The sequence below is a fragment of the Streptomyces virginiae genome, assembly GCF_040638905.1.
Lineage (GTDB): Bacteria > Actinomycetota > Actinomycetes > Streptomycetales > Streptomycetaceae > Streptomyces > Streptomyces virginiae_B.
Genome location: NZ_JBEZYV010000009.1, coordinates 62591 through 82950, shown reverse-complemented (window position 1 = coordinate 82950; position 20360 = coordinate 62591). Strand labels below are relative to the sequence as shown.

The 20360-nt window shown below is 71.6% G+C and carries 22 protein-coding genes; 3 read left to right on the top strand and 19 right to left on the bottom strand.

Annotation, left to right across the window (positions count from 1 at the left end):
• Positions 1-71: 71 nt before the first annotated feature.
• The gene (locus tag AB0F82_RS15165) at positions 72-1826 is read right to left on the bottom strand and encodes an NAD+ synthase (protein WP_362627314.1); all 1755 of its coding nucleotides are present in this window, start codon (positions 1824-1826) and stop codon (positions 72-74) included.
• A gap of 95 nt (positions 1827-1921) precedes the next feature.
• The gene (locus AB0F82_RS15160; RefSeq protein WP_362627311.1) at positions 1922-3145 is read right to left on the bottom strand and encodes a DUF4190 domain-containing protein; all 1224 of its coding nucleotides are present in this window, start codon (positions 3143-3145) and stop codon (positions 1922-1924) included.
• Positions 3146-3770: 625 nt separating this feature from the next.
• On the opposite strand from AB0F82_RS15160, the gene AB0F82_RS15155 reads away from it, so the two are divergent.
• The gene (locus AB0F82_RS15155; RefSeq protein WP_356814200.1) at positions 3771-4472 is read left to right on the top strand and encodes a DUF998 domain-containing protein; all 702 of its coding nucleotides are present in this window, start codon (positions 3771-3773) and stop codon (positions 4470-4472) included.
• Positions 4473-4564: 92 nt separating this feature from the next.
• Complete coding sequence (locus AB0F82_RS15150) at positions 4565-5491, top strand: alpha/beta fold hydrolase (protein WP_362627308.1); 927 nt, start codon at positions 4565-4567, stop codon at positions 5489-5491.
• Here AB0F82_RS15150 and AB0F82_RS15145 read toward each other — a convergent pair.
• The 4 genes from AB0F82_RS15145 to AB0F82_RS15130 all read right to left on the bottom strand — a co-directional run bounded on the left by AB0F82_RS15145 (position 5476) and on the right by AB0F82_RS15130 (position 7884).
• Entirely contained in the window at positions 5476-5895 is a 420-nt protein-coding gene (locus AB0F82_RS15145) for a CBS domain-containing protein (protein WP_362627305.1), read from the bottom strand. The genes AB0F82_RS15150 and AB0F82_RS15145 overlap by 16 nt on opposite strands.
• Positions 5896-6095: 200 nt before the next feature.
• Positions 6096-6773 carry a DUF305 domain-containing protein gene (locus AB0F82_RS15140; protein ID WP_356815704.1) on the bottom strand — a complete coding sequence of 226 codons (678 nt, stop codon included), beginning with the start codon at positions 6771-6773 and terminating at the stop codon, positions 6096-6098.
• Positions 6770-7471, bottom strand: coding sequence for a DUF3105 domain-containing protein (locus AB0F82_RS15135; RefSeq protein ID WP_362627302.1), 702 nt, complete (start codon positions 7469-7471; stop codon positions 6770-6772). The genes AB0F82_RS15140 and AB0F82_RS15135 overlap by 4 nt, the downstream gene beginning before the upstream one ends.
• A 56-nt stretch (positions 7472-7527) precedes the next feature.
• A complete protein-coding gene (locus tag AB0F82_RS15130) occupies positions 7528-7884 on the bottom strand; it encodes a hypothetical protein (protein ID WP_356815701.1) in 357 nt (118 codons plus the stop codon).
• A gap of 217 nt (positions 7885-8101) precedes the next feature.
• On the opposite strand from AB0F82_RS15130, the gene AB0F82_RS15125 reads away from it, so the two are divergent.
• A complete protein-coding gene (locus AB0F82_RS15125) occupies positions 8102-9463 on the top strand; it encodes a glutamine synthetase family protein (protein WP_030659205.1) in 1362 nt (453 codons plus the stop codon).
• Between the two features lie 75 nt (positions 9464-9538).
• Here AB0F82_RS15125 and AB0F82_RS15120 read toward each other — a convergent pair whose 3' ends face one another.
• The 13 genes from AB0F82_RS15120 to AB0F82_RS15060 all read right to left on the bottom strand — a co-directional run bounded on the left by AB0F82_RS15120 (position 9539) and on the right by AB0F82_RS15060 (position 20272).
• On the bottom strand, positions 9539-10804 hold the full coding sequence (locus tag AB0F82_RS15120) for a tyrosine-type recombinase/integrase (protein WP_362627297.1): 1266 nt from the start codon (positions 10802-10804) through the stop codon (positions 9539-9541).
• 72 nt (positions 10805-10876) lie between these two features.
• Positions 10877-11113 (bottom strand): helix-turn-helix transcriptional regulator, encoded by a 237-nt coding sequence (locus AB0F82_RS15115; protein ID WP_119096242.1) that lies wholly within the window; start codon positions 11111-11113, stop codon positions 10877-10879.
• Positions 11114-11562: 449 nt separating this feature from the next.
• The gene (locus tag AB0F82_RS15110) at positions 11563-13044 is read right to left on the bottom strand and encodes an ATP-binding protein (protein WP_436842095.1); all 1482 of its coding nucleotides are present in this window, start codon (positions 13042-13044) and stop codon (positions 11563-11565) included.
• On the bottom strand, positions 13041-13832 hold the full coding sequence (locus AB0F82_RS15105) for a bifunctional DNA primase/polymerase (RefSeq protein WP_362627684.1): 792 nt from the start codon (positions 13830-13832) through the stop codon (positions 13041-13043). The genes AB0F82_RS15110 and AB0F82_RS15105 overlap by 4 nt, the downstream gene beginning before the upstream one ends.
• 218 nt (positions 13833-14050) lie before the next feature.
• Entirely contained in the window at positions 14051-14554 is a 504-nt protein-coding gene (locus tag AB0F82_RS15100; RefSeq protein WP_362627294.1) for a hypothetical protein, read from the bottom strand.
• Between the two features lie 9 nt (positions 14555-14563).
• Complete coding sequence (locus AB0F82_RS15095; RefSeq protein ID WP_362627291.1) at positions 14564-15001, bottom strand: hypothetical protein; 438 nt, start codon at positions 14999-15001, stop codon at positions 14564-14566.
• A 9-nt stretch (positions 15002-15010) separates the two neighbouring features.
• Positions 15011-15205 carry a hypothetical protein gene (locus tag AB0F82_RS15090; RefSeq protein WP_266838727.1) on the bottom strand — a complete coding sequence of 65 codons (195 nt, stop codon included), beginning with the start codon at positions 15203-15205 and terminating at the stop codon, positions 15011-15013.
• A 32-nt stretch (positions 15206-15237) separates the two neighbouring features.
• A complete protein-coding gene (locus AB0F82_RS15085; RefSeq protein ID WP_362627288.1) occupies positions 15238-15489 on the bottom strand; it encodes a hypothetical protein in 252 nt (83 codons plus the stop codon).
• A gap of 141 nt (positions 15490-15630) precedes the next feature.
• On the bottom strand, positions 15631-17844 hold the full coding sequence (locus AB0F82_RS15080) for a cell division protein FtsK (protein ID WP_362627285.1): 2214 nt from the start codon (positions 17842-17844) through the stop codon (positions 15631-15633).
• Between the two features lie 76 nt (positions 17845-17920).
• Complete coding sequence (locus AB0F82_RS15075; RefSeq protein ID WP_362627282.1) at positions 17921-18325, bottom strand: RRQRL motif-containing zinc-binding protein; 405 nt, start codon at positions 18323-18325, stop codon at positions 17921-17923.
• Positions 18325-18975: a GGDEF domain-containing protein gene (locus tag AB0F82_RS15070; protein WP_362627278.1), complete on the bottom strand. Its 651-nt coding sequence runs from the start codon at positions 18973-18975 to the stop codon at positions 18325-18327. The genes AB0F82_RS15075 and AB0F82_RS15070 overlap by 1 nt, the downstream gene beginning before the upstream one ends.
• Entirely contained in the window at positions 18972-19910 is a 939-nt protein-coding gene (locus AB0F82_RS15065) for a DUF2637 domain-containing protein (protein WP_362627681.1), read from the bottom strand. The genes AB0F82_RS15070 and AB0F82_RS15065 overlap by 4 nt, the downstream gene beginning before the upstream one ends.
• Before the next feature lie 65 nt (positions 19911-19975).
• The gene (locus AB0F82_RS15060; RefSeq protein ID WP_362627275.1) at positions 19976-20272 is read right to left on the bottom strand and encodes a hypothetical protein; all 297 of its coding nucleotides are present in this window, start codon (positions 20270-20272) and stop codon (positions 19976-19978) included.
• Between the last annotated feature and the right edge of the window lie 88 nt (positions 20273-20360).

Here is a 20360-nt window from a genome sequence, read left to right as displayed (position 1 = left end):
CCAGGGGCCTCACCACGACGGTGGTGAGGCCCCTTCCTGCGCCTGCCGCGGTTCCTGCCTGCCCGCGGTCCCTACGCCTGCTCGCGCCAGCCGTTCGTGATCGGCAGCCGGCGGTCCTTGCCGAAGCCCTTCGCGGAGATCTTCGTACCCGGCGGGTACTGGCGGCGCTTGTACTCGGCCGTGTCGACCATCCGCAGGATCTTCGCGACCAGCTCGGCGTCGAAGCCGGCGGCCACGATCTCGTCCAGCCCGTGGTCCCGGTCCACGTACAGGGCGAGAACGGCGTCGAGCACCGGATAGTCCGGCAGCGAGTCGGTGTCCACCTGCCCCGGGCGCAGCTCGGCGCTCGGCGGCTTCACGATCGAGTTCTCCGGGATCGGCGGGGTCTCGCCGCGCTCGGCGGCGGCCCGGTTGCGGTACCGGGCGAGCCGGAATACGTCGCTCTTGTAGACGTCCTTGATCGGGCCGTACGCGCCCGCCGAGTCGCCGTACAGGGTGGAGTAGCCGACGGCCAGCTCCGACTTGTTGCCGGGGGCCAGCACGATGTGGCCCTCCTGGTTGGAGACCGCCATCAGCATGGTGCCGCGCAGCCGGGACTGGAGGTTCTCCTCGGCCAGGCCGGTGAGGCCCAGCGAGCCCATGTAGGCGTCGAACATCGGCTCGATCGGCACGGTGCGGAAGTTCAGGCCGGTGCGCTCCGCCAGGTCGGCCGCGTCGCCCTTGGAGTGCTCCGAGGAGTACTTCGAGGGCATCGAGACGCCGTACACGTTCTGTGCGCCGATCGCGTCGCAGGCGATGGCGGCGACGAGCGCGGAGTCGATGCCCCCGGAGAGCCCGATCAGGACCGAGCGGAACCCGTTCTTCTTCACGTACGCGCGCAGGCCGACGACCAGCGCGTCGTAGACCTCCTCGTCATCGTCGAGCCGGTCGGCGTAGCCGCCGGGCACGACCGGCTCGTACGGTTCCACCGGCTCCGCGGACAGCACGACGCGGTCGATGCGCAGCCCGTCGTCGACCACGCCCTCGGGGGCGTCCGCCCGGGCGGCCGGCAGGTCGAGGTCGACCAGGACGCAGCCCTCGGAGAACTGCGGGGCGCGCGCGATGACCTCGCCGTCGGCGCCGACGACGATCGAGTCGCCGTCGAAGACCAGCTCGTCCTGGCCGCCGATCATCGCCACGTACGCGAGGGTGCAGCCGGCCTCCTGGGCGCGCTTGCGCACCAGTTCGAGGCGTACGTCGTCCTTGTCCCGCTCGTACGGTGAGGCGTTGATCGAGACCAGCAGCCCGGCCCCGGCGGAGCGGGTGGCCGGGACACGGCCGCCCTCCTGCCAGAGGTCCTCGCAGATGGCCAGGGCCACGTCGACGCCGCGCACGCGGATCACCGGCTGCGTGTTGCCCGGCACGAAGTACCGGAACTCGTCGAACACGCCGTAGTTGGGCAGGTGGTGCTTGGCGAAGCGGAGCACCACCCGGCCGCTGTGCAGGACGGCCGCCGCGTTCTCCGGGGAGCCGGCCGGGCGCCCGAGGCGGGGCGCGGCCTTCTCGCTCCGGTCGAGGTAGCCGACGACGACCGGCAGCTCGCCGAGCCCCTCGGCGGCCAGCCGCTCCGCGAGTTCGCGCAGTGCGCTGCGGGAGGCCTCGACGAAGGAGCCGCGCAGGGCGAGGTCCTCGACGGGGTACCCGGTCAGCACCATCTCCGGGAACGCCACCAGGTGGGCGCCCTGCTCGGCGGAGTGCCGGGTCCAGTGGACGACCGAGTCGGCGTTGGCGGCGATGTTGCCGACGTGCGAGTCGATCTGATTCAGAGCGAGGCGTAGTTGAGGCACGGGGCCCAGTCTAATCGTCTTTCTGACGCGATGTCCTGGGCCCCGCGTGTTTCCGGGGTTTCCGGCGTGCCGCCCGGGCCCGCCGTACGGCTGTGTCAGCCGATCGGGCCGACGTACTTCACGTCGTCGAGCAGTGTCCCGGCGGAGATGTCCGCGGTGATGCTCTTGGTGCCCTCGGGGATCTCGAACGCCACGACGCCGCTGGCGGATTCGCCCGGCAGGATCGATCCCTTCACCATCTTCGGGACGCTGCTCCCGCCGCCGCTGTCGAAGACCATCTCGGCCGTCATGCCCTTGTCGTCGCGGACGTTGGGCACGGCGTAGATCACCTCGTGCGGTGCGTTCGAGCCGTTGGTGATGGTGATCGTGAGCTGGATCGCGTTCTTGACCTGCTCGCGGGCGATGATGCCCTTCGGCTCGTACTTCTTCGGCGTCGACAGGCTCACCTTGACGCCGTTCGGGTACGTGAAGGTCTCGCCGAACAGCAGTGCGCTGGTCAGGCCGGGGACCTGGGAGGGTGAGGGAGACGCCGAGGGCCGGGGCCCCCCGCTGGGGTACAGGCCGTCCAGGTCCGGCTCGTTGTCCTCGATGCCCGTCTCGACGCGGTCGGCGGCCCGCTCGAAGACGGCGACGGTCAGGAAGAAGCCGCCGATGGAGGCGAGGATGCCCGCCCCGGCGAGAACGGTGCCGACGATGGCCATCGTCTTGTTCGGGGCGCCCTTGTTGGCGCGCGCGATGGCGCCGATGCCGAGGCCCACGCCGATCAGGGCGAGGATGCCGCCGAGCCAGAACAGCAACGGTACGAAGCCGAAGATGATGCCGAAGCCGCCGACGATCAGGGCGGCGACGGCCAGGCCGTTGGTGGCCGGGGCGGCGGCCTGCGGGTAGCCGGGGTACGGGGCGGCGCCGAAGCCGGCGGCCTGCTGTCCCCACGGGTTCACGGGGCCGCCGGGGCCGGGAGCACCCGGAGCGGTGGGCGCGCCGAACGGCGCGGCCGGGGTCGCGAAGGCAGGGGCGGGGGCGGGGGCGGGCGGGGCGAACGCCGAGGGGGTCGCAGCCGATTCGGCGGCGGGGCCCGCGGGGGCGGCGGGCCGGGCCGCTTCCGGCTCGGGGGTCGGTTCGGAGGTCCGCCCGGCCGGCTCCGCGGCAGGTTCGGCGGCAGGTTCGGCGGGTTCCTCGGCAGGTTCGGCGGCGGGGGTCTTTTCGAGCGAGAGCGGCTGCGCGGGCGCCGGTATCGGGGCCGCCCCGGAAACGGGCGTGCCCGCCGGTTCCGTCGGCGGGCCGGTGGGGGAGCTGGGCGTGTTCGGCGGGGTGGTCATACCGGCGGAAGCGTCCTTTGTCGCGGCTGTCGTGATCAGAGCAAGGGTGCCATGCCGGTGGCGAACGCCCTTCCGAATTCGCGTGCGGTCCCAGGTCGCTCCCGGGCCGCCCCTACGGCTGGTAGCCGATCAGACGTCGTGGCAGTGCGGCAGTGCGCCGTCCGCAGCCCCGGGTTGTCGGCGTCGAACACTCCTTGTCGTAGGAGAGCGGCTCCTTCGGGTCCTCGACGATCACGGGGCGTACGGGCCGCGGTCCCGCTGGACCCCGGTGTGCGGGCCGCATCGGCCCCGGGCGGCCCTCGCCGGCTCCGGAGCCGGTTCCCGGGCAGGTCCCCGCATCTGCGGCAGGGCGGCCGGACTGTGGTGAGCACCACCGCGCACGGCCGCACCGGGAGCCCCGGCCGAGGCAACGCAGCGGCTCGCGGACACGTCCTCCATGGCGTGGGACTCAGTCGGACGGCCCGGGGACAGCATGGTGACGGTGCCCAGCAGCAGCGCGGCGAGCAGCAGCAGCTTGAAGCCCCGGGGCGACTCGCTGAGCCCTGCGCGTCATGGCCGGAACCCTACCCGGGGTGGGTATCCGATCGGAGGATCGCCCCCGGGCCTGCCTAGGATCAGTCACACTATGTCCCCACATGGGCTCACGGAGCGCACCGCCTGGCCGGTCGCCCTCCTGATCGGCCTCGCCGGCGCGGCCTACACCGCGTGGGTGCTCGAAGTCGTCCTCTCCACGGGCCTCAACCCCATCGAGACGTACGTCAGCGAACTCGCCGCCCAGGACCAGCCGCTCGGCGGCCTCTTCCGGGCCACCGACTTCACCGCCGGGCTGTTCGCCTTCGCCGGAGGCCTGCTGGCCCTGATCCGGCTGCTGAAGTACGCCGAGTCCCGCCGCATCTGGGCCGTCGTGGGCTGGGCCGGGGTGACCCTCTTCGGCGCGGCCACCGCGGCCGACGCCTGGCTCCCGCTGAGCTGCACGCCCACCGCGGACCCCGAATGCGCCGCCCGCGAGACCGCCGGGCTCGTCCCCGCCACCCACCAGGCCCACGCCGTGAGCAGCACCCTCGCCATGACCGGGGCCCTCGTGGGGCTGGTGGCCCTGACCGTCGCCGCCCGCCGCTACGGCTGGTTCACCCCGCTCGCCCGCTACGGCCCCGCGCTGGTCGCCCTGGAGCTGCTCGCCACCGCCTGGACCCTGTCCTCCATCGCGATGTTCACCGCCGGACGCGGCACCTGGGCCCTGGGCGCCGGTCAGCGGTTGCAGGTCCTGCTCGTGGCGATCTGGCTGGGCCTGCTCGCCCACTCCGTCCACAAGGAACGCCGCACATGACCGCGCCCGAGCCGCCGAACCCGCGAAGCGCAGGAACGGGCCGAACGGGCCGAACAGGTCGAACGGGCCGAACAGGCCGAACGGGGCTTTTCGTGCGCGTCGACGGAACGGCGCTGCACGTCCTCGTCGAGGGCCGGGGCCCCGTCTGCGTCCTGAGCGCCGGACTGGCCATGGCCTGGTTCGACTGGGACGCGGTCGCCGCGCTGCTCGCCGCCGAGGGCCGCACCGTCGTCCGCTTCGACCGCCCCGGCCACGGCCTCAGCGGCCCGGCCACCGCACCGCCCACCACCGCCGGGGAAGCCCACCGGATCGCCGGCCTGCTCGACGCGCTGGGGTACGGCGGGCCCGCCGCCGACCCGGTCACCGTCGTCGGGCATTCGATCGCCGCCTTCCACGCCGAGGGATTCGCCCGCCTGTACCCGCGCCGCACCGCCGGCCTCGTCCTCCTCGACGCCAGCGTCGAGGAGGACCCCCGTACGTTCCTGCCGGCCGCGCTGCGCACCGCCGCGGCCCGCGCCCTCGGCCGGGCCGTGACCGCCGCGGGGCTGCCGGCCGCGCTGGGCCCCGCGGCCCGCCGGGCCACCGTACGGGCCTCACGCACGGGCGGCGGCGACCCGGCCGCGCGGGACCTCGTACGCCGCTGCTACCGCACCGGCCGCGTCTGGCGCGGCGCCCTGCTGGAGAACTCCCGATACCTGGACATGGCCGCCGAACTGGCGGCGCTGCGCCGGACCCGCCCGCTGACCGCCCCCGCCACCGTCCTCGCCGGTCACGACGGATCGGCCGGCCGCGGCGCACTGCGCTGGCTGGGCCGCCAGGCGGACCTCGCCGACGGGCTCGGCGCCCGCTTCGAGGTCGCCGAGCCCGCCGGCCACCTGGTCATGCACGACCGCCCGGACCAGGTGGCCCGGGCGGTCGTGGAGACGAGCGAGCGGAAGCGGCGGGACGGCCGGCCGGCCGGTCCTGGTCCTGGGCCGGGCCCTGGTCCGGGTGCCGGTCCTGGTCAGCGCCGGGCGTAGACCTTCTCGACGAAGCCGGCCAACTGGTCCTCGGACAGGTGCTGGGCCAGATCGGCCTCACTGATCATCCCGACCAGCCTCTTGTCCTTGATCACGGGCAGCCGCTTGATCTGGTGGCTCTCCATCTCGTCGAGCACCGCGGTCACGTCCGCGTCGGCGTCGATCCAGCGCGGAGTGCCCCGGGCCATGTCCCCGCACGTCATCTTCGACGGGTCCAGGCCCTTCGCCACGCAGTTCACGACGATGTCGCGGTCGGTGACGATCCCGCACAACCGCTCTTCGGTGTCGCTGATGGGCAGCGCACCCACATTGAGCCGGGCCATCAGCTCGGCGGCCCGGTCGACCGTCTCGTGCGCCGGTATCCACTGGGCCCCGGGGTGCATGATCTCTGCGGCGGTGGTCATGACCGAACCTCCTGAGCGCGCCGTTCACGGCCGGGTGCGGGCGCGCCCGGCCCGGCGCCCCCGCCGGAATGCGGCCGTTCGGCCCACCCGACCGCCCCAGGACGGGAACCCGGACGGTGCCCCGGGCGGGGCCCCGAACGGCGGAGCACACGCCCGTACGGGTGAGAGGGCGCCTCTCCCCACCGTACGAGCGTGTCCCGTCACCCGCGCGGTGTGGCTCCGCGCTGCTTGAGCATGTCCGCCATCAGCGTGAGCTCCGAGCGCTGCCCGTCGACCATCCCCTGCGCCAGCTCCCGCTCGACGGGGGTCCCGCACTGCTGGGCGCACCCCTCGGCCATCGTCACGCCGCCCTTGTGGTGGTCGGTCATCAGCTGGAGGAAGAGCACTTCCGCGTCCCGCCCGGAGGCGGCGCCGAGCTGCTCCAGCTCCTCCTTGGTGGCCATGCCGGGCATCAGCGCGCCGGGCTTGGCGGGGCCGTGCCCGGCGTGTCCGCCGTGGCCCGCGGAGCTCCCCATCCACGACATCGGCGGCTCGTCGGCCACCACCTTCGGCAGTCCCCACAGGTCCAGCCAGCCGAGCAGCATGCCCCGCTGGTTGGCCTGCGTGTTGGCGATGTCGTAGGCGAGGGTGCGCACCGCCTCGTCCTGGGTGCGGTCCCGCACGATGAAGGACATCTCCACCGCCTGCTGGTGATGGACCGCCATGTCCCGGGCGAAGCCGGCGTCGGGGGAGTGCAGTCCCGGCGTCCGGGGCGCGGCCGCGGGCGGGGCCGCCGATCCGCCGTTCGCCGCGGCGACCGTGGCCGCCGCCGCGAACAGCAGCGCCAGCAGCACGGCCGTGCCCGCGACCCAGTACGTACGGGGGACCGCGCGGCTCACTTGGCCGCCAACCCGTTCGTGCAGGCCGCGCCCGGCTCCGGGGTCTGCTCGCCCTGCACGTACTTGGTGAAGAACTGCTTGACCCGGGGGTCGTCCGCGCTGTCCACCGTGAGCTGCTTGCCCCACGCGCTCAGCATGATCGAGCCGCTCTGCTCCTTGACCGGGCTCATCAGCGTGTACGGGGTCTTGCCGACGGTCGCGGCGAGCTTGTCCACGTCGGCCGGGGCGGCCTTCTCGTTGTACGTCACCCAGACGGCGCCGTGCTCCAGCGAGTGGACGGCGTTCACCTCGGGCAGCGGGGTCTTGTAGACGTCGCCGTTGCAGTTCATCCAGCGGGGGTGGTGGTCACCGCCGACCGGCGGGTTCATCTCGTACTTCACCGGCGTCTCGACGTGGTTGCGGCCGAGCTTCTTCGCGTCCCAGAGCTGCTCGCCCTCGACCGGCTTCTTGCGGATCTCCTCGGCCTCCTTGCGGAGCTGCTCCGCGGCCTCCTGCTTGCGCTGCTCGGCCTGCTTCTGGTCGATCAGCACCCACGCGCCGAAACCGACGAGACCGACGACGACGGCCGACGAGACGGTGATCGCGATCGCCTTGTTGCGACGCTCCCGGGCCTTCTCGGCGCGGCGCATCTCGGCTATGCGCGCCTGGCGGGAGTTCGGGTCGGTGTGCTGGGGGGTACTGCCGGACTTGCTGGCCATGTGCCCTGGTTCCTTCTTCTGATGAGGGGGGTGGACGGAACGCAAAACCGGACCCGTCAGGTCCGCAGCACCTGGAGAACATGCAGGTCGGGGGCGCGCGCCAGCGGCTCGGGCGGCCGGATCCGCCCCGCGGCCCTCGTGGGGGCGCAGGGCAGCGGCCCACCGCCGCCCGTCACGGTCACGGCGGGCGGCGGCACGGGCAGCACGGCCGGGGTCACGTGCGCGAGGGGGGAGCAGCCGGGCAGGTCGTACGGGGCCACGCAGACGGCGCGCTCCGCACCGTGCGTCGCACGGTATGCCGCACCCGGAGCCCGGGCCTCGGAGGATACGTCCGGATCACCGGATCGCGCGCAGAGGAACAGCGCGCCGGTCAGCGCTGCGAGCACGGTCAGCACGGCGGCGCGGCGGAGCACGGAACGTCCCCGACGCCTCCGCTGCGTGTACTGCCGGCCCCCCATGGGCGCAGATGGTAATGCTCATGACCGGGCCGAGGTCAGTGCGGGGGTGCCGTGAGCTTTCCCGGGTGCGTAATGTGGCGGAAACCACCACTGGCGATACTGGGTCGACCCGACTGTGCCGCGGCCCTTCAGGCGGTGGTGCACAGGCCGTCTGAACTGCGAGGATGAAGGCATGGACAAGCAGCAGGAATTCGTCCTCCGGACGCTTGAGGAGCGCGACATCCGCTTCGTGCGCCTGTGGTTCACCGACGTACTGGGCTTCCTCAAGTCCGTCGCGGTCGCCCCCGCGGAGCTGGAGCAGGCCTTCGACGAGGGCATCGGCTTCGACGGCTCCGCCATCGAGGGCTTCGCACGGGTCTACGAGTCCGACATGATCGCCAAGCCGGACCCGAGCACGTTCCAGATACTGCCGTGGCGCGCCGAGGCACCCGGCACCGCCCGCATGTTCTGCGACATCCTCATGCCGGACGGCTCCCCGTCCTTCGCGGACCCGCGCTACGTCCTCAAGCGCATCCTCGCCAAGACCTCCGACCTGGGCTTCACCTTCTACACCCACCCGGAGATCGAGTTCTTCCTGCTGAAGGACAAGCCGCTGGACGGGACCCGCCCGGTCCCGGCCGACAACTCCGGCTACTTCGACCACACCCCGCAGAACGTGGGCATGGACTTCCGCCGCCAGGCGATCACCATGCTCGAATCGATGGGCATCTCGGTGGAGTTCAGCCACCACGAGGGCGCCCCGGGCCAGCAGGAGATCGACCTGCGCTACGCCGACGCCCTCTCCACGGCCGACAACATCATGACCTTCCGCCTGGTCATGAAGCAGGTCGCCCTCGAACAGGGCGTCCAGGCCACCTTCATGCCGAAGCCGTTCTCGGAGTACCCGGGTTCGGGCATGCACACCCACCTCTCCCTCTTCGAGGGCGACCGCAACGCCTTCTACGAGTCGGGCGCCGAGTACCAGCTCTCGAAGGTCGGCCGCTCCTTCATCGCGGGCCTGCTCAAGCACGCCGCCGAGACGGCCGCGGTCACCAACCAGTGGGTCAACTCCTACAAGCGCATCTGGGGCGGCTCCTCGCGCAGCGCCGGCGCGGGCGGCGAGGCCCCGTCGTACATCTGCTGGGGCCACAACAACCGCTCGGCCCTGATCCGCGTCCCGATGTACAAGCCGGGCAAGATGGGCTCCTCCCGCATCGAGGTCCGCTCGATCGACTCGGGCGCCAATCCGTACCTCACGTACGCGGTCCTCCTGGCGGCCGGCCTCAAGGGCATCGAGGAGGGCTACGAACTCCCGGCGGGCGCCGACGACGACGTCTGGGCCCTCTCCGACGCCGAACGCCGCGCGATGGGCATCGAACCCCTCCCGCAGAACCTCGGCGAGGCCATCTCCCTGATGGAACGCAGCGAACTGGTCGCCGAAACCCTCGGCGAACACGTCTTCGACTTCTTCCTCCGCAACAAGAAGCAGGAGTGGGAGGAATACCGCTCGGAAGTCACGGCCTTCGAACTCCGCAAGAACCTCCCGGTGCTGTAACCGCAGGCCAGCGGCGATACTCCAGTCACACGGCACCCCGGGCCGACGGCACTCAGCCGTCGGCCCGGACCCGTTTCAACCCTCCTGGGCCGTCTGTGGGCCGTCAGGCGCCGGATCGGCCGCCCGGTAGACCTCATCGACGGCCCGCAGGGTGCGCTCGTGGCTGCTCGGCATCAGGTGCGTGTAGACCCGGAGCGTGAAGCCGGGGTCGCCGTGTCCGAGGTACGTGCTCAGGGCCTTGATGTTCTCCCCGGAGTCCAGCAGGACGGACGCGTAGAAGTGCCGCAGCGCGTGCATCCCGTGCTCGCGCGCGGCCTGGTGGCGCTCGCCCGGCCGCGGCTGCGGAATGACGCCGGCCTGCACGAGGGCGAACTTCCACACGCGGGTGTTGAAGTCGGTGCGCCGCACCGCGCCCCCGCCCGGGAGGGAGAACAGCAGTCGCTTGGTGACGAGCGGCCCGTCCGGCTTCAGCCAGGGAAGCGTCACGTCCACCGGAGGGAACTCCTCGCGGTGCTCCCGCAGCACCTGCCCGATACGGCGGGGGAGCGGCACATCCCGTTCCTTTTCCCGCTTGGGCGGACCGAAGACGAGGTGCCCGTTCGCCACCTTCACCTGATTGGCCACCCGTAGCCATTCACCGCGGAAGTCCTCGGGGTCGTCCTGCAGGCCGAAGATCTCACCCTGCCTGAGCCCCAGTCCCCCGCCGGCATCGGCCACCGCCCGGTACCGCTTCGGCAGCGCCGCCCGAACGGCGAAGAGTCGCTCGGTTGTCCACGGCCTGACCCGCGGAGCGACCGGCGCAGGCGCCCGGACTGTACGGGCCTTGCACGGGTTCTTCGCTAGCAACTCGTCATCCACCGCGGCAGCGAGTACGGCGGACACACTCGCGAAGATGACGCGCCGGTACGAGGAGACCGGCAGGACCTGCTCCAGTTCGCTGAGCCAGTCGCGGATGTGCTCCGGCCGGAATGAGTCGAGCGGCCGCGTGCCGAGGTACGGGAACGCGTGCTTGCGGATCTGCACCTCGACAGACGACCGCGTGGTCATGTCCGTCGTCAGCGACGCGAGCCATTTCTCTCCGTACTCCCGGAACGTGATTCGGCCGGCGGCGGGATCGATGTACTGCCCCCGGGACATGTCCGCCTCGATGTGCGCCAGCCACTTCTCGGCGAGCCGCTTCTGCCTGTCGGGGAAACTCTTCGACTTCTCCGTGCCGTCCGGTCCGATGAACCGGGCGCGGTAGCGCATGCCGCTGCCATAACGGTCGGTCTTGATCCGACGGGGCTTGCCGTCGGATCCCTGCTCGGTCTTGAACCACCGGTCTTGGATGTGGCCTGCCACGTATGGGCCTTTCTGGGCAAGCGCCGAGGGCGGGCCCGGGTGTGGGCCCGCCCTCGGCGGTGGTGTGGGTGATTAGGCGGCTTGGCTGATGTCCTTGCGCTTCTGTTCGGCGATCCAGTCGTAGAGGTCGGCTGGGTCGTAGCGGGTGTGCTTGCCGACGCGGAATCCGGGCGGGCCGGTCCGCTTCTTGCGCCACTGGTAGAGGGTCTCCACCGGGACGTCGAGGATCTCGGCGACGTCTTCGGGGTTGAGGTAACGGTCGGGGAGTCCGCCGCGCAGGATGGCGCGGGGGTCGCTCTGAGCGGGCATTGCTCCTCCGGCGGGTGTGTGTCCGAAGTCCGGATTTCTGCGTCATCGCGTCGTCTGGGTCATCAGCTGTTCTGACCTGCGGTTTTCGATGACGTGGTAGCTGGGCTGTGTGTCACCGGCCTGCGTCACCGTCACCGGGGTGACGCGGGCCGGTGACGCGGGTGACGCGTGATGACGCAGCCGTTGGTCGTTTGCGTCACCGGTGTAGCCGCAGGTCACGGGCCGTTTGGAGCCTGGTGGTGACGTGGGTGACGCAGCGTCTCTTCTCTTAGGAAAAAGAGAGGGTGGTGTCTGTTGTGGTGCGGTGCGTCTTCGAGCGTGAAGAGGGGGCCGCTGCGCGGCGCGTCCCTTGCAGCGGCGGCATGCCGCCGGAACAGCAAGAGGAGCACGCCCCCCGGGTGGCGGGTGCTCCTCTTGCTTGTGCCGGGGACCGGTCGTGGTGGCGCCGGTTAGAACGCGGCTTCCTGCTGGCCGGGCGGTGGGGCGGCCGGGCGGGTCATCTCGATGTAGCGGGCGGTCCTGGTGCGGCCCCAGTCGACGAGGACGCCGCGGGCGGCGAGGGTGGGCTGGAGCCGCTTGAGGCGATCGGAGAGGACCTTGCCGGTGGTGGGCCAGCCTTTGGGCAGGGTGCGGAAGTCGTCTCCGGTGTAGAGCTGGGTGAGGGCGTGCAGCAACTCGGTCGAGGTCATCCGGACCTCGTCGCCCGGGCCGAGGCCTGCGGCGTGCTTGAGGACGGTCTGGGCGAGGAGGTCGCCTTCGATGACGTCGTCGTTGAGGTCGTCGAGGCTGGCCCGGTAGGCGGTCAAGGATCCGAGGCCGGTGGCGGTGTCGAGCTGGGCGCAGAGGTGGGCGAAGTCCGCCATCCGCAGGTCTGTGGGAATTTCGGCCTCGGTCGCCCGCACCTTGACGGCGAGGTCCAGCAGGGAGCCGAGGATGACCGGCAGCACGCTCTCGTACTCCGCCCACAACTCTGCCTCGGTCCGCCGTACCCGGGGCCGTTCCAGGCGGAGGGGGAGGAGGCGTTCGGCGAGGTCGGGGCGGATGACGCCGACGTCGATGCCAGTCAGCAGGAGGGGGCGGCGGTAGCGGGAGCGGTAGACGTCCCCGTCGCTGAACAGCGCGCGCTTGATGCTCTCGGCGCCGGTGACGATGCAGCACAGCAGGTCGGACAGGTCCGGGGGCAGGTGCGAGAGGTTGTCCAGGGCGGTGACCCATCCGGCGGCGACGGCCGTGATCAGGTTCTCCTCGTCCTTCGGTGCGCGGCGCAGGTCGCCGGTCATGCCCTCGATGATCCGCACCAGCATCCGCCCGCCGGTGGACTTGCCAGCGCCCTGCGGGCCGGTGAGGAACGGGGCGGGGACAGGCATGGACGGCTCCAGGCAGCCGATCAGCCACGCCACGGCGAGGCACTCGCTCTCGGCGTTGGCGAAGTTGCAGAGCCTCAGCAGAGCGTCGATGCCCTTGCCGTCGGTGTCCTTCTCGGGGAGGGACAGTTCGCCGGTGAGCTGGGTGCGGCGCCAGCACACCTCGCGCGGGTCGGGGGTGAGGATGTCCCAGCCGGTGGGGTGGATGCGGACGGACTTGCCGTCGTCGCGGCCCAGGTCCAGCCAGGTCGCGCCGTCGAATCCTGGGGCGACGCGGATGTGAGTGGCTTGTACGTCCTGGCTGAGGGCGAGTGCTTCGATCAAGTCCAGTGCCTCCTTGAGGGCGGAGCCGTTGAATGAGCCGAGTCCGTCGTTGTAGAGGCCGACCATGAGTTCCTGCCGGTGGCTGCCGGTCGTGCCCTGCGAGCGGATCGGACGGGCGACGGGGTGGCCGTTGCGCTGGGCATAGACGGTGCCTTCGGTGGTGCGGAAGTACCGGAAGTGCGCCTGCGCGTAGTCCGTGATGATCTGGCGTGCCGGAGTCTTGTCCTCGTCGGTCACGGTCACATCCCCAGCGTGGTGCGGGCGTTGGTCCAGGCATCCTCGCAGTGCCGCAGGGACTCGCCCTTGGCCTGCGCGGCGGTGAACAGGCGGCCGATGTGCGCATCGGTGAGGCAGCCGCACCGGCCGTGCGCGGACAGGACCGCGAGGAACATCCGGTACACGGCCGTGTGGATGCCCTCCGAGGCCTCCTCGATCCGCTGCTCCGCCATGGCGATCCCGCGTTCCAGGTAGGCGGGCGAGCGGTGGGGGCACCGCCCACCCCCGGCCGGCGCCGAGACGATGGTGGCGCCTGATACAGGTCGGCCCGCTGTGGGCTCCTTGGCAGCGAGCGCGCGCACGACGTCCGGCAACAGCGCCATGGTGCCGGTGCCGGTGCCGGGACCGAGCCACCGGGCGTAGGACATCAGGGACTTGATGTCGACGCCGGGGCGTACGTCGTTGCGGGAGGCCATGGTGCCGAGGTAGATCCAGTGCTCCCCGCGGGTGCTTGGCACGGTCCGCGTGATGGGCAGGCTCTGCCGGGCCCAGGCGATTGCGTCGGCGTTGTCGAGGTCGACCACGGTGACCCCGGCCCCGCCGGGGTGGTAGGCGACGGCTCCGGCCCGCCGCCAGGCCGGGGCCCAGGCGGCAGAGGTGAGGGTGTGCGGGTCGATCGTGGCGGCGGCCCAAGCGTGGCACGGCGCCGCGCACGCGCAAGGTCCGGGGGTCTTCATGTTCGGTCGGCCACCGCAGATGTTCTTCTGGCAGGCGCGGCAGTTGCCCATGGGGCCCTTGTCCTCCCGCAGCGGCATCACGGGCAGGCCCCGTTCGGCGAGCGAGAGAGCTGTGGCCAGGTGCCGGGGCACTGTGGGGCAGTCGTACAGGTTGCGAGGTAAGGGAAGCCCCTTGGCCCGGTGTGCAACGGGCTTGAGGTGGGTCATGCTTGGTGTCTCCTGTCTGTCTTCGGACGGGGAGGGAGAGCCGCGGCGGCGGGCGACCTTGGTGGGGAGTCCCGCCGCCGCGGGCGGAGTTACTGGCGCCGGATCCAGCAGGCGTATTCCTCGCGGGCGTAGCCGCGGGGATCGCGGATGCTGTCCGGGTGGTCCGGGGTGTACGGGCCGTCGGCGTAGCCGCTGGGGCCGAGGCCGGCGGAGTCGTCGATGGCGATCAGGCGCCGGGCCGCTTCGACGGCGAGGGTGGCGGCGTCGCTGTGGGGGTCGTTGTCGGTGAGGGCGATCCGGTCCAGGAGTGCGGCCTTGCGGAGCCAGAACTCTCGGACGTGGATGCCGTGCAGGCAGTCCCGGGCTCCGCTGGCGGTCCATCCGATCTCGCTGATGATGCTCGGCGCGGTGGCGTATGCGACCTCGGGCGCCGGCCAGCAGCTGGGCTGTTCCTCGGCGGTCAGGTAGAGGCGGACGCGGTCGCCTCCCCGGGTGGGGTGCTGGCGGACCGGCCCAGTCTTGAACGTCGCGGACAGTGCCTTGGCGATGCCGTCGGCTTCGGTCGGGGTGCAGATGACGCGGATCTCGAACACGTCGGCTCCTCAAATGTGGAAGTGGTTGCGCTTGAAGACGGCCCGGCGGATGTTGACGACCGTTCCGCGGTCGCGGCCGTGGTGGCTGCCGAGGACCTGGGTGGCGATGAAGCCGCCGAAGATGACCGCGGCGAGGATGAGGAGTTGCTGGATGAGCGCGGCAACGGCGGAGATGAAGGTGGTCAGGAGCATCAGGCCGCCGCATGCGGCGGCGAAGCCGATCCCGCCGAGTGCGATGTTCACCGCGAGCGGGCTGATGACCGGGCGCGGCCGGTGCGGCTCGGGCTCCTTGACGGGGGTGAGGGCGTAGCCGGTGATGAGGCGGCCGTCGGGCAGCTGCACGGTCTGGACGTCGGGCAGGGAAGGCGGCTGGAACGGGACGACCGGCGCGGCGGGCGGGGAGAGCGGGATCGGGTTGTGGACGTGTGTGGGCCTCTGGTCGTTCACGGCTGGCTCCTAGTCGGCGAGGTCGGTGAGTGCCTGGGCGGTGGACTTCACGACGTTGGCGATCGGCTCGTACGCGCCGGTGCCGGCGGCGAAGAAGCCGAAGAGGAACAGGACGATGGCGGCTCCGGCGCCCGCGGCCTTGGTCTTGAGCGCGAAGAAGGACGCGGCGCCGAAGAGGAGCACGGCGGAGATGGTGAAGGTCATCGGGACAGCTCCGGTCTCGTTGGCGTGACGGGTCAGCGGGTGCCGGCGCGGTAGGTGCGGGCGGCGCGGTTGTAGAGCCAGCGGCCGAGCCGGATGCGCTTGCCGTGGCCGTCGCAGCGGCGGCAGTGCTTGCCGCGCTTGAGGCGGCCCTTGCGGTCCGTGGTGAGGGCGAAGCCGAAGCCTCGGCACTTGCGGCAGGTCCCGAACGGCGAGGCCGCACACAAGCCGATGTAACCGAAAGTGATGGCGAGCAGGCAGGTGATAGCGAGCAGGGCAGGGGTCATGAAGGGCCCTCCCAGGCTGGTTTCAAGGCTTTCCGCAGGTGGGCTGCTATGCGCTAGTGGCCTGATCAAGTGCGGTGTGGTGTGCTAGCGGGGGTGCTACCGGTAGCGGGTATGCGTGCTACCGGTAGCACCCCTCCGGCGCTATGCAGCGCCGGGCTTTTCGCTACGCTCCGCAATCGCCTTGGCGACGTCGGCGCGGAGGATGCCGCGGCGGGTGGTCCGGTTGCCGTCGTCGCTGATGCCGGCGACGTCGCGCGTCCTGATGCTGTGGGGCTTGAGGGCGCTGGTGACGTTCTCGCCCTTCCAGCCGTCGTAGACCTCGGGCCGCAGTTCGGCGAGGCGGGCGGCGATCCGCTCGTTCCACACGCGTTCCTCGGCTGCCGGGACGACGGCGAGGACGTCGGCGAGCAGGTCGTACGAGGGGCCGGTGACCTGCTCCGGGCTCTCGCCGAGGGCGTGGCCGGTCAGGAGCCCGGCATCCTTCCGGACCTGGCGGGCCCGGCCGGCGATGGTCTCGGCGCCGGGGGCGTCGACGTAGGTGGAGGCGACGATCCGGGCGTCGGCTCCTTCACCCATGAAGTAGTGGATGCCCTTGTCGCCCCAGGCGAACATCGTCGCGCGTACTCCGCGCTTGTACGACGAGGTGCCGAGGACCATGTCGTTCTCGGTCTGGCCCATGACCTTCAGGCACCAGCGGGCCGAAGCGTTCGCGGAGATCCCGGTGGGCAGGGATTTGGCGTCCGGGCGCTGGGTGGCCAGGAGCAGCACGATCCCGGTGGCCGGGCCGCGCTTGACCAGGTCGGTGGCGATCTCCTCGAACTCCTTCCCGTGCTCGGGGTGCTCGAAGAGGACCTGGCATTCGTCCACCCCGATCACGATGGGGTGCAGGCCGAGGGACCGCTTGTCCGCGAGGAGGCTGGTGACCTTGTTCTCCGGGCAGATATCCCGCGGCAGAGAGCGGATCACCTTCACCCTGCGCCGCAGCTCTTCCCGAAGTTCGCGGAAGTCGGCGAGCGTGTAGGAGACGGACTCGTCGTCGTCGCCTGCGGCATGTCGGTGGGAGACGGCGTTGCCGACCGGGTCGAGGTCGCCGGTGCCCTTCATGTCGTACGTGTGCAGTTCGGCCCGCGGGTCCAGCGCGGCGATCAGCAGGAGCAGGCGCAGCAGGAACGTCTTGCCCATGCGCGGGATCGCGCCGATCACCCCGGCGATGTACATCAGGGTCACGTGGACCCAGCGTCCGCGCTGGTCGGTGCCGTAGGCGACGGGCTGGAATAGGTCCACCACCCCGCTGACCAGCAGCGGCCACTTCGGCTTTGTCGCCTTGGTCATGTCCTGGTCCCCCACCCACAGAACCATGTGGCCGGTGTGCTCGTCGGGCACGGCCTCGGGCCACACGCACCCGAGCGGCCGGCGCAGGCCGGAGGCGAGCTTGTCGCGACGCTCGATCACGTCTGTCACGGTCACCCCGTACGGGAGGTCGCCCTCGGCACGCCACCCGGGACCGTCGCGGGTGATGGGCGCGGTGAAGGTGAAACCGTTTCTGCCCTTCGCCTGAGCCTGGGAGATGGGAGCGATACCCAAGGCGCCGAGGGCTCGCAGGACGATGTCCGAGGTGAGCTTGGGCGCCTTGGTGACCTCCACCGCACGGTGGACGACCGGGGCGTCCGCGTGGCCGCCGGCCGCGCCGAGCGCCAGGAGCACCGTGCCGAGGGAGACGGCCTGGAGCCAGCCGGGCGCCAGGACGTACAGCGCAAGCGCAGCCCCGAGGCCGACCACGGCGGCGAGCGCGGCGACCAGGGTACGGAGGCGGACGCGGCCGTCGCGCTGGCGGGACAGCTTCAGGTACTCGCCGACGTCCTCGCGCCGGACGGCGGCCAGTCGGACCGGTTCGCCCTCGCGGTCGGCCACCCACCGCAGGCTCCCGCCCACAAACCTGGCGGCGCCGCGCGGGGCCTGGAGCGCGAGGCGCCCGGCGTAGACCGGCGAGCGGAGGGCGTGGTACCCGGCCAGGTGCGCGTAGTGCCCGGTGACCCAGCGGGCCGCGGCCTTCAGTTCCGTGGTCGACTGCAGCCAGGCCGGGACGATCGCCCGCCGCTTCGCCCCGGCCAGTCGGCCGAGGTATCCGGGGCCGGCGACGTCCGGCCCGTCGACCAACCGGCGGGCCGACGGGTCGTCCGACCCGTCGTGGTCGGCGTCGGCCGCCGAGTCGGGGGCGGTGCCGGTGATGGAGTCGGGCGACTCGGCGCGGGCGGAGCGTGCCTTGCCGAGGTCGACGACGTCGGCGCCGAGATCGGCGGCCATGTCGGCTTCGAGTCGGGAGAAGAGTTCGTTCTCGTCGTCGGGGTGCTTCACTGATGGTTCCTTCCAGCGTGAAGGGAAAGGCGGGCCCGGCCGGCGCTGTGAGAGGTAGGCGGCCGGGCCCGTGAGGTCAGGCTTCTCGGGGTCGGGGATCAGTCGGCGTGCGGTCGTCGGGGTAGGCGCAGGACACGCACACGCCGAGCGAGGACGGGATGACGTACCCGGCGTCGGTGCGGCAGTTCGGGCAGGTGCGGCGGGCGAGCATCGCGAGGGCGAGTGCGCCCCATTTGCGGGAGGTCATCGCCCGCACGGGCTTGGCCCGGTCGATCCGGTAGAGGTAGGCAACCAGCGGCTCGCGCCGGTAGCGGGGGCGCAGCAGCTGTGCGGCGATGGGCTGGCCTCCGGGGCGGAGGCCCTCGGCGCGGAGTTGGCGGCGGGTGGCCAGGCCTTCGGGGGCGTAGCGCCAGGGGTACGTCGGTATCCCGTACGTCGCGCCGGTCGGGTCGAAGCACTGGGTGAGCGTGACGGCGGCCATCAGGCCGCCGCGCCCGTCGCCGTCGTGTCGGTACGGGCGCCGCTACGGCCGGCGCGGCGCCCCGCCATCGTGGCGAACAGCCGTCCCAGGCCTGCCCGCTTGACACCGGCGCGAGCCTGCTTGGCCGCGTACATGGCTTCGTCCGCGCGGCCGAGCAGCTGAGAGAGGTCCTCGCCGGGGAAGTCCGCGGCTCGCACCCATCCAAGCGAGACCGTCGTTCGGAGCTCCGGGTGGGCAGGGTCCGCGGGCCGAGCGAGCACGGCGTGGAGTGCGGCGAAGAGGTCCTCGGCCGTGCCGTGCGGGTCGAAGATGACGGCGGCGAACTCATCTCCCCCGAGGCGGCCAGCGACACCGCTGGCACCGACGTAGTGGGCGAGTCGGTCCGCGGACGCCTTCAGGAGCATGTCACCAGCGGCGTGGCCGTACCGGTCGTTGATGTGCTTGAAGTCGTCCACGTCGGCGAGGAGGACGATCGCGCGCTCCTTGCGCAGCAGATCGGCCGCGCGGTGGGTGAAGCCGTCGCGGGTGTGCAGGCCGGTGAGCGGGTCGCGGCGGGCGGTGTGCAGTCGGCGCCGGAGCCACAGCACGTGGGCGGACCAGCCGGCCGCGAGGGGTAAGACCGCGGTGAGAGCGGTGGTCAGGGTGTTCATGCTGCGACCTCCTCGGGCGCCTCGGCCGCAGCCTCGTCGGTGTCGGCTTCGATCGGGTTGAGGGGCCGGGCGTGGGCCCGGTCGGCGAGGAGCTGGTCCCGCAGGGTGCGGGAGCTGGCGGCCGAGCAGTGCAGGTGCGTGCGGATGGCCTCGGCGTTGATGGCACTGTCGGGCCACGCAACCGTGGCCTCGCGGGCCTCGGCGAGGAGCGCCTCAGCGGTCCGTGGCGCCTTCTTGGCCTTGGAGCGGGCGGGCCGCTTCCGCGGCGCCTTCAGTTCCTTGGGCGGTTCTTGCTGTTCGGGTGTCGGCGCGGGTGGCTCCTCGACACCCTCGGGGGCGAGTTCGCCGAGCCGCAGCAGGACCCGTTCGCGGCGTGGGGTCTTCGACCGCCACCGCCACCCGTACTCCTCGCGCAGGTCGGCGCGGGCGAGCTGGCGCTCCTTCTCTCGCTCCAGCGCATCGGCGTATGAGGTGATCTCCCAGAGCGTCATCCGCCGCCAGAGAGAGAAGGTCGAGGGGAAGGCGAGCAGCCACCGTGAGGCGCGGATCTTGTCCATCCGGCGGCCGGTGGCGGCTCCGATGCGAACGGCGTAGATATGGGCCCCGATCTCGGAGAAGACCACCCACAGGAGCGGCATCGTGCCGTGGGCGACTTTGGCCCACAGTCCTTGCCCGGCGGCGATGTTCAGCCCGCATGTGATCAGGGTGAGGACCCAGGGAACGAACCGGACCCAGACCAGGGCCATGTCCATCCTGATCAGCAGCAGGTTGGCCACGGTGAACACCGGGATCGCCGTGTCGATGCCAACCGGCAGCATCCACGGTTCACCGAATCCCCAGCGGCCGGCGGCGGCCGAGACCGCGTCGAACGAGGAGATCAAGCCGAGCGCCCCTACACCGGCGGCCGCGAGGGCGCCGACCCCGGCGAGACCCATCTCCGGGCGGGTGAGCGGCGGCACGGACGGGCGCCCAAGGCCCACGGCCTCGTACGGTCCGGCGGTCACGCTGCCCCCTTGAAGGCGACGGCGCGGCGGCCGGCCGGGCGGCGCGGGCCGACCGGGATGACGTTGAACAGCTCCGGCGCGTAGGCCTCGATCACCTCGGCCGCGACCCGACTGACGTCATCCGGCATGTTGGGGTTCTCGGCGAGGATGTCGCGCGCCGCGGCCATCCGGGCCGCGCGCTCCTCCTCGGTCTCGCCCTCCACCCCGAGCCACAGCTCAACCGGGGTTCCCAGGGCCAGTTCCACGAAGTCGTTGGCACTGACGGCCTCGTGGCCGCCGATGTACGTACGCATGAATGCGCTCCTGAATCGGAGGGTCAGGGAGAGCCACGGCGGCGGGCGACCTTGGTGGGGAGTCCCACCGCCGGGCAGAGAAACGTGC

Excerpts from the sequence above, each read along its gene's own strand:
- AB0F82_RS15160 (WP_362627311.1), bottom strand. The coding sequence starts at position 3,145 with ATGACCACCCCGCCGAACACGCCCAGCTCCCCCACCGGCCCGCCGACG.
- AB0F82_RS15155 (WP_356814200.1), top strand. The coding sequence starts at position 3,771 with ATGTCCCCACATGGGCTCACGGAGCGCACCGCCTGGCCGGTCGCCCTC.
- AB0F82_RS15145 (WP_362627305.1), bottom strand. The coding sequence starts at position 5,895 with ATGACCACCGCCGCAGAGATCATGCACCCCGGGGCCCAGTGGATACCG.
- AB0F82_RS15135 (WP_362627302.1), bottom strand. The coding sequence starts at position 7,471 with ATGGCCAGCAAGTCCGGCAGTACCCCCCAGCACACCGACCCGAACTCC.
- AB0F82_RS15125 (WP_030659205.1), top strand. The coding sequence starts at position 8,102 with ATGGACAAGCAGCAGGAATTCGTCCTCCGGACGCTTGAGGAGCGCGAC.
- AB0F82_RS15115 (WP_119096242.1), bottom strand. The coding sequence starts at position 11,113 with ATGCCCGCTCAGAGCGACCCCCGCGCCATCCTGCGCGGCGGACTCCCC.
- AB0F82_RS15105 (WP_362627684.1), bottom strand. The coding sequence starts at position 13,832 with ATGCCGCTGCGGGAGGACAAGGGCCCCATGGGCAACTGCCGCGCCTGC.
- AB0F82_RS15090 (WP_266838727.1), bottom strand. The coding sequence starts at position 15,205 with ATGACCTTCACCATCTCCGCCGTGCTCCTCTTCGGCGCCGCGTCCTTC.
- AB0F82_RS15085 (WP_362627288.1), bottom strand. The coding sequence starts at position 15,489 with ATGACCCCTGCCCTGCTCGCTATCACCTGCCTGCTCGCCATCACTTTC.
- AB0F82_RS15075 (WP_362627282.1), bottom strand. The coding sequence starts at position 18,325 with ATGGCCGCCGTCACGCTCACCCAGTGCTTCGACCCGACCGGCGCGACG.
- AB0F82_RS15070 (WP_362627278.1), bottom strand. The coding sequence starts at position 18,975 with ATGAACACCCTGACCACCGCTCTCACCGCGGTCTTACCCCTCGCGGCC.
- AB0F82_RS15065 (WP_362627681.1), bottom strand. The coding sequence starts at position 19,910 with ATGGGTCTCGCCGGGGTCGGCGCCCTCGCGGCCGCCGGTGTAGGGGCG.
- AB0F82_RS15060 (WP_362627275.1), bottom strand. The coding sequence starts at position 20,272 with ATGCGTACGTACATCGGCGGCCACGAGGCCGTCAGTGCCAACGACTTC.